Below are 13,091 nucleotides of genomic sequence, written 5' to 3'. Positions count from 1 at the left end.
TAAATCCGGCGGCTTATTGTGAGTGTGAGGATGCGGAGATTTTATCTGTCTCCACGGCGGCTATCTGGGAGCTTGCGATCAAATTGCTTTAGATCGAGGCTACCTGATTGTTGTACCAAGATATTATTGTATCGTATAAAGATAATGTTGGAACAACTATTAAAGGCTTACCTATCGATAATACTCTCCCACTTTTCAGTTAGGTTTAATATTCCAATAACCCATCCTAAATAACCTATAAGATTAAAAAAGTCCGTTACCTTGAACAATTTCTTTAATTGTCGTCAGCGTATCTAACCCGATCAATCCCCGACGATAACCTTTTTGGTTGGACATTCCCAAAAATATCGCATCTCCCCGATTTTGATAACGCCAAAACCGAGGTGAGGCATTAATAAAAGTTGAGGCACTGTTAACATCCAGAGCAAATTGGCGACTTTCTAAGTAAGATTCAGTGGCGATGCCGTCAGCGTGGCCGCTGCTGTAGCGGTTGATCCAGCCGATCGCAATCTCTAAACTATCGACAACTTTAAACGCTATGGTTTTGTTTAAATAAGGTTGAGTCCACTCGTACGGTTCCGCCAGCTTTAAGTCGGGGAAATCTGCGACGAGATCCGCATCGGCGCTAATTTGAAAGCCTTTTTCTTTTAAAGTGTTCCACAGCCTGACTAAGGAAGAAGGCTTTTGGTTGCGATCGATCAGCACTTTCTCGATCGCGTTAACAGGATCGGGCACGCTTTGATGGCTGTCCAAAATCATCCACCTTGCCATCTCCAAACTGCCAGTCGGCGACCAATAAAGGTAACAATTTCCCATTGCCGACCTCAAAACGGGTGCCGTGCACAACCTGACAACCTGCTGCACCAAACTCGGCCTGCCGTAGGGAATAATTAAATTGAGATATTGGTCTTGAGTGACCAATTCTCGGATCGAAGCCCCCCGATCCGGCGGCAGTACCTGCAAACATCCTGACGGCAAACCGACTTCATCGATCGCCGACATCAAAGCTTCTCCAATTACAGCATTAGTTTGCCAGCTTTCGCTACCGCCTTTAAGAATCAAACTGTTAGCGCTTTTGAGACACAAACCGGCTGCGATCGCCCCCAACTCGGGAAACGCCTCGTAAATTAGAGCGATCGCCCCCAGCGGCAGCGACTGACAGTAAACCTGACACCGATCGACCTGATAAGAAGCATTGATCACCCTGCCGATCGGATCTGGCATTTGGCCCAACCGTTCCAGAATTTGCACAGTTGTCTTGATCCGTTCTGGCGTCAGCTTCAGCCAATCCACAATCAAGTCGGGAATCGCCATGTCCCGACTCGCTTCTAAATCCAGAGTATTTGCTTCTAAAATTTCATTTTGCCGACCTTTGAGCGATCGCGCCATCGCCTGCAAAGCGGCCGCGCGAGCCGTACTCTTTGCCGCAGCCAACTCCAAAGAAGCTTGATAAGCCCGGCGGGCGACATTTGCTCCATCTGATGAATGGGTAAAATCCTCTATTATCATCTAGCTAACGCCTGTAAGCAAGCCATACCATCACCGCCGGCAGCATTGCTAGCAGCACGGCGACCATTGCCCACAGAATAATATTCGGGCCTGGGGAGTGCAGCGCCAAGGGCAACCAAATCACTAGCGGCACCAATATCATACCCAAAGCCAGTGGCAAGTAATGCGCCTTCAAACCCGGATGCGCTCTGTTCCATTGGTGACCCGTCCACCGCCAAGCCTGCTTGTAAGGATAGTTTGTTGATAGTTGCTCGATGACGTGTCCGCTTTCCTCTAATACAAATATTTGCTGACAGCGGTTGCAGCCAAAGGCTTCTGTCAACGTTATGGGCACGAGACGACCCCGCCGCCGACAAGGGCAGGGGTACTCATCGTTTAAGTCAATCTTGGGAGCTTTTTGAGATGGCACGAGCGATCGAATAAAAAAAGCGTTTTTGCAAAAATAATCGTTAACCTATCCACTTAATCAAACTTGTCAATTCTGCCCTAACCAGATTTTCAACTACCTGTTCTCAGATTTCGCCCGAGTGGCAATTGTGACTTGCAAGTTTTCTACTCTAATTTACCACTAACTTAGGTATTTTCAACCATCCTTAGGAGTATACCTAAGACTTTCCTGCTATACTTTCCGGTTTTTTATTTTTTATTTTTTAAAGCGGGTGACGCGATTCGAACGCGCGACATTCACCTTGGCAAGGTGACGCTCTACCACTGAGCTACACCCGCATTTCCTGCGGTATTAACAATACTCTCTTAATTCTGAAAATCTGTCAAGTCTTTTTAGTAATTTTTTTTATCAAACCCAGTAACAACCCCCCAAAGCTACTGCCCATCTGACATTGCAGCAGCCAGATTATGAACCAAATCAGTAATTGCCGTGAAGAGTGACCGCCATCCGCCGAGGGCAAAGCTACAATCAAGCTGGAATTGTGGGAGAACACTGCCATGTCAGATTTAAATCGCGGAATCATGAAGTTCAAGGGAGCTGACAGTCCTATAGCGATCGCCATTTCGGCGATCGTCATTGCCGGCGGAATCGGCTTCTTGATCTGGTGGGCGCTGCAATCAGCCTACACCTTCAGCTAAAAGACTACTCAAACGTAAAACTTATAAGGCATTGCTCAGAAGGCAGAATTTAAGAAAAATTCTGTCTTCTGCATTTTTTTGCCCTTAGTCTTGAGTTTATTGGTAAAGACTGCGGAGCGATCGCTGACGATCGAACTATTGCCATAAATCACCCGATCGGGCGAGTCGCTAGCATGATCCAAATGACTCCCCGATCTACTACTTTTGTAGTACAGTTGTAAACAAATACGCAGAGATCGCAGTTTTAGACTCAAGTGTTTGCAAGGGTTGTATCTCAACAAAAATTTATGGCAAGCTTTCAGGACATCTTCAAATACTACAGTCGCTACTGGAAAATATCGGTTTACAGCATAGGCGCATCCAGCGTTTTGGCACTAGCCGATTTGCTTGTTCCTTACGCGCTCGGTCAAATATTAAACGTATTGTCGGGTCAACCTACAGATACAGTAACCCAAAAACTGATAACAGCGATCGCCTCTGTTACCCAGCAGTCACCCAACAAAATATTATCGCTATCCGTCTTGCTGGGCATAATTTTTCTGGTAACAGTCGGCAAAGCACCGGTACAGCCTTGGCTGGGAAATTGGTTTCATTGGGTGATACCGTTGAGGGCAAGGCGCGATCGAATGAGAGATGCGATCGGCAAAATCCTCACCTTACCCCTAGAATTTTACGACGAAAACAACGCCGGACGGATTGCTAGCCGTATCGCCAAAGGCATCGCCAATCATACTTGGACTTACCCAGAAATTGCCGGCGAATTCATCCCCGAAGTAATCCGCTTCATCGGCATTTTTGCCGTTATCTGCTTAATTGAGTGGCGGATTGGCTTATTAATTTTGGTTTCATTCCTATTTATCCTCAGTTTCACCCTCAAAAGTCTGCAACTGTTGACTGCGCGGGAAGAAATTCTCGATGAATACATCGAAGATACCGAAAGCCGCAACTCGGAAATTATCACCAACATCAAAACAGTTAAAGCTTTTGCGACAGAAACCGATGAACTCAAAAGGCAAACAACCAGACTCGATCGCGAATTAAAAGTCGTGATCCAGCGCATTCACAAAGGATACATCACCATGGGGACATACCAGCAGACAATCGTCGAGTTGTGTTTGTTTTCAGTTCTCGGTTTTAGCCTAGCAGCCACGGTTGCAGGCAAAATTTCCCTCGGATATTTTGTTACCGTCTACACGTTGGCAAGCATGGCATATTCCCAACTGCGTCCAATTAGCATTATCGCCGAATTATTGGCGCGCCGTTATTCTTCAATGATCCGGTTCCACGAGTTTATGCAAACGCCAGACGGTGTTGATGCGGTTAATTTAGCAGAAAATGCTCGATCGGCACAGCCACCTTATAAATTTACCGGCAAAGTTGAACTCAGCGGTTTAACATTTGGGTACGACAGTCAAAAACCCGTTTTGCAGGATGTGAATTTATTGATTCATCCCCGTCAAACCATAGCATTAGTCGGGCGATCGGGTTCGGGGAAATCGACTTTAGTTAAACTCCTGTTTCGCTACTTTGAACCCAACTCCGGTCGCATTTTGATCGACGGAGAAGACATTCGCAGCTTAGACGTGACTCGCTACCGCCAGCGTTTAGCGATTGTCCACCAAGAAGTAGACGTTTTTAACGGTACTTTGCTGGAAAATTTGACTTACGGAAACAGAAACGCAACTTTCGAGCAAGTTGAGGATGCTTGTCGCATCGCCAAAGTAGACGATTTTGTGCGGATGTTGCCCCAAGGTTACTATACCGTGGTCGGGGAGCGAGGAATGCGCTTGTCCGGCGGTCAGCGGCAGCGGTTGGGGATTGCGAGGGCGCTGTTGGTGGAGCCGGATGTGTTAATTTTTGATGAGGCTACTTCTAGTTTGGATTATGAGTCGGAGCGATCGATCCAAGTAGCCATGCAGAATATTCTCGGTACGCGCACCACCATAATTATTGCCCACAGACTGAGTACAATTCGCGAAGCCGATGCGATCGTCGTACTCGACGGCGGTAGAATCGTCGAAGTTGGCAGTCACGACGAACTCTTGAATCAACGAGGCATTTACCGCCGCCTGCACTCCCTGCAAGAAACCGGGGAATTAGTGAATTAGGGATTTGGGTTAAATCTAGACTTCGGGTGCTCCGGGCGGGCCCCAAGCCTAGATTTAGCAATCCCCACTTTAAACAGTATTCAATTTTCCGACCGGCCACTAACTGACTTATGTGTTCTCAACTTAATGATTAGAGTTTTAAATATAATGTTGCAAAAAAAGAAGAAGCTGCTAGGATGTATAACTGTGGGTACAAATGGGTCGGTGCCCGAGCGGTTAATGGGGGCGGACTGTAAATCCGCTGGCTACGCCTACGCTGGTTCAAATCCAGCCCGGCCCACCACATTTTCAATAAAAATAAAAAGTTAAAAATAAAAAGTTGAAAACTTTTATTTAACATTATTAATTTTTTATGCCCGTGTAACTCAGTGGTAGAGTACCTCCTTGGTAAGGAGGAAGTCACGAGTTCAAATCTCGTCACGGGCTTTTGCTAAATTATGCCATACAAAAAAATAGGATTTGCGGTTGAAGAAGTAATTCAACCGCAAATCCTATTTTTTAACAGTCGCTTGCAAATAAAGCAGCGGGTCTTCAGCAACCCAACCCAAACCCGAATTGTAGCGAACTTCAAAATGCAAATGAGATGGCGGAATGTCCCGTTTTCCCGTCATCCCGACAGTTCCCAAAACTTCTCCAGACTGCACTTTTTGACCGACTTTTACCGCAATATCTTTCAAATGAGCGTAGCGCGTTTGCTTCCCCGCTTGATGGTTTACCACCACCAAATTCCCGTAATCTCCCTGCGGCCCGGCAAAGGCGACAGTCCCCTCACCCGCAGCCAAAACCTGCGTACCCTCCGACGCCAAAAAATCTACGCCGCTGTGGAAAAAAAATTCGCGTCGCACCGGATGCAATTGCCGCCCGTAACGCAAAGCTTCAACCGCAGCAGCGGGTAGCGGAAATCCTTGCACCGATGGCGTTGGATCGGGATTTGCAGAAGGCTCGATCGACCTATTCACCGCAGGCACAAACACGGTTTGCCCCAAAGGCCTGCACCCATTCGCCTCAAATAACAAATCTGCGCGCACTTTGTAAGCTTCTGCCAGTTTTTGCCAATTCCAGCCCGCAGGTACTTCTACCTCGATGCCACTGTACGGAGGAATGACGATCGCACTTCCGGCAGACACTCGACCTCCCCGCAACATCGGATTTATCCCGATCAGCGCCGCAGGAATCACATTGTACTGTCGCGCGATGCTTTCTATTGTTTCGCCCTGGGCCGCTGTGTGGCGGCGCAACCGAGACATAGCCGGACTCGGGCAATCGCGGGCGGGGTCGGGGTTTTCTACAGGTGTACCTGAAGGAAGATTTGCAGGTGGGATCTCGGTATTTGCCGCCGTTTTCCCAACGGGTGCGATCGACCAAAGTATTGCAGAAATCAGCAGAAATAAGCGTTTAAACCTCATAATCCAGAAAAAAAAGTATTTATTTCGGACAATTGACAATTTTTGAGTCGAGTGAAACTGCAAATTTGAAAGCTCTAGCCGCCCCCCAGACTGTAAATCCCAGGCTAAGCCAAGTTAGGATGAGAATTATTAGTTTGAGTCGCTCTTGGCAAATCCGGCAAAATTGCCTGTGATGCCCATCAGCGCCTGCCTGTTAACAGCTATGTTCTTGAGGAAGCGGTACGCCCCGCCCCGCTTCCTTCCCGTCGCCAAGACAAAAATGCTTGATTCGGAACGTGTCTGCGGGGATGAAGTATTTAGCGGGAGTTATTAAATGAGTTTATCTTTTAAGCAAACGACCCTTTATTTGACTTTGCTGTCGATCGGAGGAGGCGTGGGATGGTTGGGGAATCGCTATCTGCAAGGCTCAAACAATCTGGAAACCGGATTGGTTTTGCCAGTAGTGCGCCAGCAAATCCCCCCCTATGCGTCTCCTCCAGTTCAGGAAAATCGGCCGGTCGATCGCAGCAATCCCAATTTTATTGCTGAAGCAGCCGAAAAAGTAGGCCCTGCTGTAGTGCGGATTGACGCATCGAGCAAGGTGGCGAATCAAGTCCCCGAAGCATTCAAAAATCCTTTGTTTCGTCGGTTTTTTGGGGAGAATTTGCCGCAGCCGGAAGAACGAGTCAAGAGAGGTACGGGTTCGGGGTTTATTCTCACTCCTGACGGCCGCATCGTTACTAATGCTCACGTTGTCTCCGGGACGGATACTGTCAAGGTGACGCTCAAAGACGGCCGCGAGTTTGAAGGTAAAGTGCAGGGGGTAGATCCCCTGACGGATGTCGCTGTGGTTAAGATTAATGCTAAGGAACTGCCGCAGGTGGCTTTGGGCCGATCGGACAATATTGTACCGGGACAGTGGGCGATCGCGATCGGCAATCCTTTAGGTCTGGACAATACCGTGACTGTGGGCATTATCAGCGCTACGGGTCGATCGAGTTCTCAAGTCGGCATCCCCGACAAGCGAGTCCGCTTCATCCAAACCGACGCCGCCATCAACCCCGGCAATTCTGGCGGCCCGCTGCTCAACGACCAAGGCGAAGTAATTGGCATCAATACCGCTATCCGCGCGGACGCTCAGGGCTTGGGATTTGCAATTCCGATCGAAACCGCCAAACGAGTTTCCGATCAGTTATTCGCCAAAGGTAAAGCCGAACATCCCTATCTCGGCATTCAAATGGTCAGCTTGACTGCAGCCACCAAGGCAGAACTTAACAAACAGCTCGATAATAATAAAATTACCCTCGATCGAGGCGTAGCCGTGACGCGAGTCGTGGAAAATTCCCCCGCTCAAAAAGCGGACTTGCGCGCCGGAGATGTCATTCAAAAAGTTGACGGAATTGCGGTGAACACTCCCGGGGACGTGCAAGAACGGGTGGAAAGCACTCTTGTGGGCAAAGAACTAGAAGTAGAAATTAACCGTTTGGGTGAAGTTCAGAAAATTAAAGTACGTCCGGGTGCTTTTCCCCTATCGGGTAGCCTCGCCGGTGGGTAATACCATTTTCGATTTTCGATTAAAGAATTAAGAATGACTTACTGGATAAGGATTTGGAGCTTATCTACAGTTGCATTCTTTTTTGAAATTGGTATTACTTGCAAGGGTGGAGGATGGAAGATGAATTTGATGCTTTATAGTCCTAGACGCAGCAACCGGGTTTTTTCACCAAAATCCTCGGTGTAGCGCGAGGGATATCCGGTTAAAAACCCGGTTTTTTAATTCCCTGTGCATCCAGGATTATTGATTTTTTTGAACAACTTTCATCTTTCTGGCTTCCCCAACCCGTCGCTCTTTTTACTTGTCTTTGGGAGAGTTTGGTTGAATCGAGCTGGTGCTTGCTAAATTTTCTTCTAGGTGCATCCTCTGCTCCATTTGTCTCAGAAAATATCCTGTCATCATCGCTGAAGCTAGCAAACCTGCTAAGTTTTCGCGGTCAGTGGTAATTTCGACGTTAAAATTTTCTGAAGGCAAGACGCCGACAAGTCCTTGAACGTTATGAGAGATAATTTCTCTGATTTCTGGGCTGGCGGACTTGGCGATGCGGGCTAGAACCTCCGGGGATTGGTGTTGGAGGTACTTGAGCAGTGGATTGACTGCGGTTTGTTGGGCATTGGAACTGTCAAAGTCAGGGTGAAAAACCATTTGGCGATTCTTAATTTCTGGCTTGTTACATTCTACTTTAAACTACTCGTCTTTGCTTGGGTACAAATTTGCCTGAAAGTCAATTTGCAATTGTTTTGGCAGTTGGTCTACTTGAAAGTACCGATGAAATTTATCGGTAACTTGCAACCAATACGATCGCCCCTCAGTCGGGCGCCGTTTGCGGACGAAACCCATTTCTACAAGTTCCTGCACTTGTTGGTAAGCTCCGGAACCTCGCAAGTTAACTAAGTCTGGCTGAGCGATGCCGCCTTTGAGGGCGATCGCCGCCAGCGTCCGCAAAGCTCCAACACCTAATTCTGGAGGTATTAAAGTTTGCATTAAACTGGCAAACTCTTCTCTGAGTTGCAGGCTGTATCCCGTGGGGGTTTCGACGACTTCTAATGCACTCTCGCGGCGGGATGAGTCAGACATGAGTTCGATGATGGCGTCTTCGGCCTCGGCTCGATCGCACTTGGCAATCTCGGTAATCTCTGCTATTGAAACCGGCTGACCTTTTAGGTAAAGTATGGCTTCTATTGTTGTGGCTAAGCGAGTCATTTGGGAATTAGTAATTAGGAATTGGGACGTTAAAGTTCGGAAACGACCAGTGTACGGAATTTAACGGATGGATGTTGAGGGAATAAGTCAAGCGTGAAGAAAGAACAAGGAATCAGCAAAAAACCAACTATCCGTCTATCCGTGACTTCGGGATTGTGCATCAAGGGAATTTGTAAAAAAACCTTCTCATTACACAATAGATTGATAGTGTCGGTTGTTTATCAAAACAACAAAACTCTTTCTCTTTTCAGTTTTTGATTTTACTCCTGGGATTTTTGATTATAAAAATTGCTGTTTTAATCGCCACTTGGGAAATCTAAAATCTAAAATCTAAAATCTAAAATCGCAGGACTGCTATTAGCAATTAGCCGTTAATCAATCTAACTGTCGGCCTGTCAGTTCTACAAAAATATCCTCTAAATTAGAAGGACGAACCATCATCCCCGTCTTATCATCTTTGGCATCCAGATATAAATTAGCTTCTTCCAGAGTAGGGAAAAACGTGTATTCCCAGCGATCGCCTATTTGTTTCATCACTAACCCTTGACCGTGTTGCTGCCGCAGTTGGGCCAACGTTCCCAGTTGAATTAACTTGCCGCCGTCCATAATGCCGATGCGATCGCACAAATACTCCACCTCATCCATATAATGCGTTGTTAACAGCATTGTCATTCCCTGCTTGTTCAAATCTAAAATTATTTCCCACAATCGGCGCCGCGTTTGCGGGTCTAACCCTACAGTCGGTTCGTCCAAAAATAAGATTTGCGGCTCGTGCAAAAGTGCTCTGGCAATTTGCAACCTCCGCTTCATTCCTCCCGACAAAGTTTTTACTAAGTCGTCTCGCCTTTCAGCTAATTCTACATATCCCAACCACTGTTTAATTAACTGTTGCCGTTTGGGGTTTGGGATGTGGTGCATCCGCCCGTGAAACTCCATATTTTCCCATACTGAAAGCTCACTATCAACGCTGATTTGTTGGAGCACGACGCCTATGCACTGTTTCACTTGCAAGCTTTGCCGCATCACGTCATATCTAGCTACCTGGATTTGACCGCTGCTGGGCTTAGTCAGGGTAGTCAGCATCCGAATTGTGGTCGATTTTCCGGCACCGTTGGGGCCTAGAAGCCCGAACATTTCTCCGGCTTCAATCGTGAACGAAAGGTCATTGACAACGGGGATTTTGTTGTAAATCTTACAGGCGTTTTGCAGGGAAACAGAGACAGACATAGGTATTTCGGTATAATTTAGAGGAAACAAAGCTCTTTCTTATCACTCATATCATGTCCGGTAAATTAACCACAATACTTCTTGGGGAGGTTTCACCAACAATCTGTAATTCACATCCACAATATAAACCAGCCCCAACCGGGCGACAAAATTTTATAACGGACAATTCAACAGACATGATATCATTCCTTGACGCAGAAGCGGGGTTAGCTCTACTAAAATCTCTGGTCATCTCCATCGGTACTGATACCAGAAAAACCTAGTTTATCGGCTATTTCTGCACGAGTTTTTGTAGTGTAACTAATCTGAGTGTCATCTGCAGGTAGAAAAATGATTTTTTTACAGCTTGCAGCACCCACTTATTGCGGTTGAGTTAAATCAGATCTCAATTCCATCATCCGGCTGTCGAATTTGCCCCCTGCTTCGCTAATCGTAATAGTCGGTTTAGCGCCGTCGAGATATATAGTTGCCATAACAACCCCTATTTGCCCCCGTCGAAACAGCGCCAGATCGCAATTCATGGGTATATTTTCTACTTTTCCTTGACTTCTCCACCCAGCCGATACCTCGCCAATCTTGTCTTGCAAAGTTAAAGCGGCGGGAGGATTGAACTGCAATTCCTTGAGAGAATGCTTTTGCAAAAAGCCCTTCACCGCTTGCTCGATCGAACATAGCTTGTAGGGTTGGCTCTGACAGTTGCACTGTAAATCCTATCAGCAATTGGAGTTCAAACAGCTTGCTATTATCGATTTTTTGGTACGCAAAAATGCTGGCTGGCTTAAATTGACGACCCTAGCTGAGTTGATTTCTTAAACTTGCCACATAGTCAGATGACATCTCTGTAAAACCTGGGGGGAGGTCTTGTAAAGTCAGGACTAGGCTGGACAACTCCGCTGCGGGATCTCCAATATCTGCAGACAGAATATGGCTGCGATCGCTCGCTGGACTTGCGATCGAGACTTCGCCAAATCTACCGCCCAATGCAGCAGTAATAAGCAAACAGGCCAATAACACAAATTTTTTTTTCATTATTTTACCCTGTTGCTATTACCCATTACCAATCTCTACATCACTCCAGCCCTAGGCGCTGTCTTTTATTCCGCTGCTTCTAATTCCTCTAGTTCTTGCGTAGACTGCCATCCAGCTTGCCAGAGCGATCTGTCTTTGAGCTGTGCGGCGTTCAGCCAAAAACGGACATTTGGATCGCAAGCCGCCACCATTTCCGCAAATACCCATTTACCCTCATTTTTTCGGTTAACTACTTGGAAGTGTCGCCACCCCCAAGTTTTTTGGTGTGAAGTCCATCGGGAACCCACTAAATAAGGAAATTTTTGTTTCTTCGGCACAGTATTTTCGTTGACAAATATATTAGAAAGCAAGTTAATTGTAATAACTCCTTCTGTTTGATGATATTAATTCCCTATCAAAACTCGTCTAATCCAATCCTCTCTCCCTCCCCTCTAGAACATAACAGACAATATAGAGGCGCTGCAGCTTACATCAGAGTTCACCTAAACTCTATCTGCAAGTAGATGCGTTTATTGTAACTTGCAGTAGTTTTGCCTCGGCTTTCAAAAGTAAGGGCAGTTCAATGACTGCCCCTGTAATTAGTTATACCTATTGAATAGGGATGATTTTTCACTCGATCCACAAATAGGAAATTTATGCAGCACGAGCTAAATCGTGAATCTCAAATCTAAAAGCAAATAACCCAGGTTATAGTTGTGCACAATAATCCGTTCTGTGAAACTTACTCAAATCTACTTTTCAAGCAGGTTTGACCTTCACTTCCTGCTTCTGCCAAAGCGGTCGGCCGCTTCTTGTCCGCAGGCGTCTTTTCGAGCCCAACTCTCCTTACAAACATTTTTTCAATCTTAATCGTGTTTCATTGATCCTGTACAGCTCAATAAAAAAGCACTTTTAGGAAAGATTGACTAATTTTTTTCATTCTGTCGTCACCCTTTGATTACTTCCTTGTTAAGGCTTTTGGCCCGATAAATCCAGAGGAAGTTGGGGTAGCCGGAGGCGAACCGCATTTGTTTGCAGCCAGAGAGTGATGGCGTGCTTCCGCTGAGGAGTCACGTACTCTCCGGGTCTGATCACGCCAGCACAGACGCCGATGTTCTTAATAAGGGTCTCTCGCTCCGATGAACTTGCACCCTGTAGCAACCTGACTTGGGCTTTGATAAAATCCACGTTCATAGCTGAAAGTAAAAGTAACTAAAGAACTCAGTTAAATAGCGATGCTTTGTTTCCAAGTGTAACTCTAAAACCCTTTGGTACGAATCAAATTGATTCAACATCCCCAGGATGGGGATCGGGGCCTCTAGAGCTAGCCAACTTTATTTACTTTATCTGTTTTTGTTAGCAAAAGTGTCACTATGCTAGCAATTTTGGCAGAATTATTCATAGTTAAGAACTGTTACAAATTTGGCTGGCTCCCGACAATACGGCAGAGTTTAGTGCTAACGCTACTCTCGCGAATTCAAAAACTTTAGCCTTGTCTCCAACTCCTTCCCTTCTTAGGTTTTACCATCCTCCATTGGGAAGCGATCGCTCGCCGAACATTCCTCTTCGATTGCCCCTCTTAACATTCAGACACAACCACCTCACCCTATTGATTTAGAGCTGCCCGTATGTCTCGCTGTGGGCTATAACTTCAGGCATACGTGTTGTTGCCTGGGCTACCATAAGCGAGCAAGTTTTTATTCTTGTTTCTCAATGATATGTTTTTTTGCTCGTCTTGCAAAGCCCTTATTGGTGTTAATTAAGGCAGCTTTGTGATGTCCACGCCAATTAGGAGTAGCAGCTTGCGAATCCTGATTTTTTGCGCTGTGTGGCGGTGAATTTGTTTTCTGAATTCATTACGGGCGATCGTTCGTCGGCTAGAATTGCCAGTAACGGCTAAATTTGTATAATTCATAACAGATCTGTCAATGCTCAATACTCCGGACAGTTTTTAAGCAGCCAAAGTACCATAAGACAAGACTGAAGGAAGATTAGGATGGTTTAAAATCA

Annotated in this window: 15 protein-coding genes and 3 tRNA genes; 5 read left to right on the top strand and 13 right to left on the bottom strand. The window is 46.3% G+C overall.

The features are described from left to right. Positions 1–243: 243 nt before the first annotated feature. From QUA54_RS29445 to QUA54_RS29435, 3 genes are all read right to left on the bottom strand, one after another. Positions 244–1,509: a glutamate-5-semialdehyde dehydrogenase gene (locus QUA54_RS29445; RefSeq protein WP_333418016.1), complete on the bottom strand. Its 1,266-nt coding sequence runs from the start codon at positions 1,507–1,509 to the stop codon at positions 244–246. 4 nt (positions 1,510–1,513) lie between these two features. Next, positions 1,514–1,918 carry a hypothetical protein gene (locus tag QUA54_RS29440; protein ID WP_333191157.1) on the bottom strand — a complete coding sequence of 135 codons (405 nt, stop codon included), beginning with the start codon at positions 1,916–1,918 and terminating at the stop codon, positions 1,514–1,516. Positions 1,919–2,163: 245 nt separating this feature from the next. After that, positions 2,164–2,235: transfer RNA gene (locus tag QUA54_RS29435), tRNA-Gly, on the bottom strand. A 219-nt stretch (positions 2,236–2,454) separates the two neighbouring features. Between QUA54_RS29435 and QUA54_RS29430 the strand changes: the two genes are divergently transcribed. Next, entirely contained in the window at positions 2,455–2,595 is a 141-nt protein-coding gene (locus tag QUA54_RS29430) for a hypothetical protein (RefSeq protein WP_172188980.1), read from the top strand. A 35-nt stretch (positions 2,596–2,630) separates the two neighbouring features. Here the strand turns inward: QUA54_RS29430 and QUA54_RS29425 are convergent, their stop codons facing one another. Beyond that, positions 2,631–2,777: a hypothetical protein gene (locus QUA54_RS29425; protein WP_333418014.1), complete on the bottom strand. Its 147-nt coding sequence runs from the start codon at positions 2,775–2,777 to the stop codon at positions 2,631–2,633. A 105-nt stretch (positions 2,778–2,882) separates the two neighbouring features. On the opposite strand from QUA54_RS29425, the gene QUA54_RS29420 reads away from it, so the two are divergent. The 3 genes from QUA54_RS29420 (at position 2,883) to QUA54_RS29410 (ending at position 5,129) form a co-directional block, all read left to right on the top strand. Next, positions 2,883–4,703, top strand: a complete 1,821-nt coding sequence (locus tag QUA54_RS29420; RefSeq protein WP_333418012.1) for an ABC transporter ATP-binding protein — start codon at positions 2,883–2,885, stop codon at positions 4,701–4,703. A 198-nt stretch (positions 4,704–4,901) separates the two neighbouring features. After that, a tRNA-Tyr gene (locus tag QUA54_RS29415) sits at positions 4,902–4,986 on the top strand. 71 nt (positions 4,987–5,057) lie between these two features. After that, positions 5,058–5,129: transfer RNA gene (locus QUA54_RS29410), tRNA-Thr, on the top strand. Between the two features lie 65 nt (positions 5,130–5,194). Here the strand turns inward: QUA54_RS29410 and QUA54_RS29405 are convergent. Beyond that, positions 5,195–6,109, bottom strand: a complete 915-nt coding sequence (locus QUA54_RS29405; protein ID WP_333418010.1) for a M23 family metallopeptidase — start codon at positions 6,107–6,109, stop codon at positions 5,195–5,197. A gap of 313 nt (positions 6,110–6,422) precedes the next feature. Here QUA54_RS29405 and QUA54_RS29400 point away from each other — a divergent pair, with 313 nt between their 5' ends. Then, a complete protein-coding gene (locus tag QUA54_RS29400) occupies positions 6,423–7,643 on the top strand; it encodes an HhoA/HhoB/HtrA family serine endopeptidase (RefSeq protein WP_333418008.1) in 1,221 nt (406 codons plus the stop codon). Positions 7,644–7,940: 297 nt separating this feature from the next. On the opposite strand, the gene QUA54_RS29395 is transcribed toward QUA54_RS29400, so the two are convergent. The 8 genes from QUA54_RS29395 to QUA54_RS29360 all read right to left on the bottom strand — a co-directional run bounded on the left by QUA54_RS29395 (position 7,941) and on the right by QUA54_RS29360 (position 12,996). Continuing rightward, the gene (locus tag QUA54_RS29395; RefSeq protein ID WP_172188992.1) at positions 7,941–8,288 is read right to left on the bottom strand and encodes a DUF760 domain-containing protein; all 348 of its coding nucleotides are present in this window, start codon (positions 8,286–8,288) and stop codon (positions 7,941–7,943) included. 42 nt (positions 8,289–8,330) lie between these two features. Continuing rightward, a complete protein-coding gene (gene scpB / locus QUA54_RS29390; RefSeq protein ID WP_333191152.1) occupies positions 8,331–8,846 on the bottom strand; it encodes an SMC-Scp complex subunit ScpB in 516 nt (171 codons plus the stop codon). Positions 8,847–9,221: 375 nt separating this feature from the next. Beyond that, positions 9,222–10,073: an ABC transporter ATP-binding protein gene (locus QUA54_RS29385; RefSeq protein WP_333418007.1), complete on the bottom strand. Its 852-nt coding sequence runs from the start codon at positions 10,071–10,073 to the stop codon at positions 9,222–9,224. Positions 10,074–10,432: 359 nt separating this feature from the next. Beyond that, positions 10,433–10,714 (bottom strand): hypothetical protein, encoded by a 282-nt coding sequence (locus tag QUA54_RS29380; RefSeq protein ID WP_333418005.1) that lies wholly within the window; start codon positions 10,712–10,714, stop codon positions 10,433–10,435. 151 nt (positions 10,715–10,865) lie between these two features. Further along, entirely contained in the window at positions 10,866–11,102 is a 237-nt protein-coding gene (locus QUA54_RS29375) for a hypothetical protein (RefSeq protein ID WP_333418003.1), read from the bottom strand. Between the two features lie 65 nt (positions 11,103–11,167). Then, entirely contained in the window at positions 11,168–11,419 is a 252-nt protein-coding gene (locus tag QUA54_RS29370; RefSeq protein WP_172189000.1) for a TIGR02450 family Trp-rich protein, read from the bottom strand. Between the two features lie 631 nt (positions 11,420–12,050). Next, entirely contained in the window at positions 12,051–12,275 is a 225-nt protein-coding gene (locus QUA54_RS29365; RefSeq protein WP_006635912.1) for a hypothetical protein, read from the bottom strand. 565 nt (positions 12,276–12,840) lie between these two features. After that, complete coding sequence (locus QUA54_RS29360; RefSeq protein ID WP_333418001.1) at positions 12,841–12,996, bottom strand: hypothetical protein; 156 nt, start codon at positions 12,994–12,996, stop codon at positions 12,841–12,843. Positions 12,997–13,091: the final 95 nt, after the last annotated feature.

It is taken from the genome of Microcoleus sp. MOSTC5 (genome assembly GCF_036701825.1).
GTDB classification, from domain to species: Bacteria; Cyanobacteriota; Cyanobacteriia; order Cyanobacteriales; family Microcoleaceae; genus Microcoleus; species Microcoleus asticus.
Note: the sequence above shows the minus strand (reverse complement) of the source record. Positions and strands in the feature narration are given on the sequence as shown.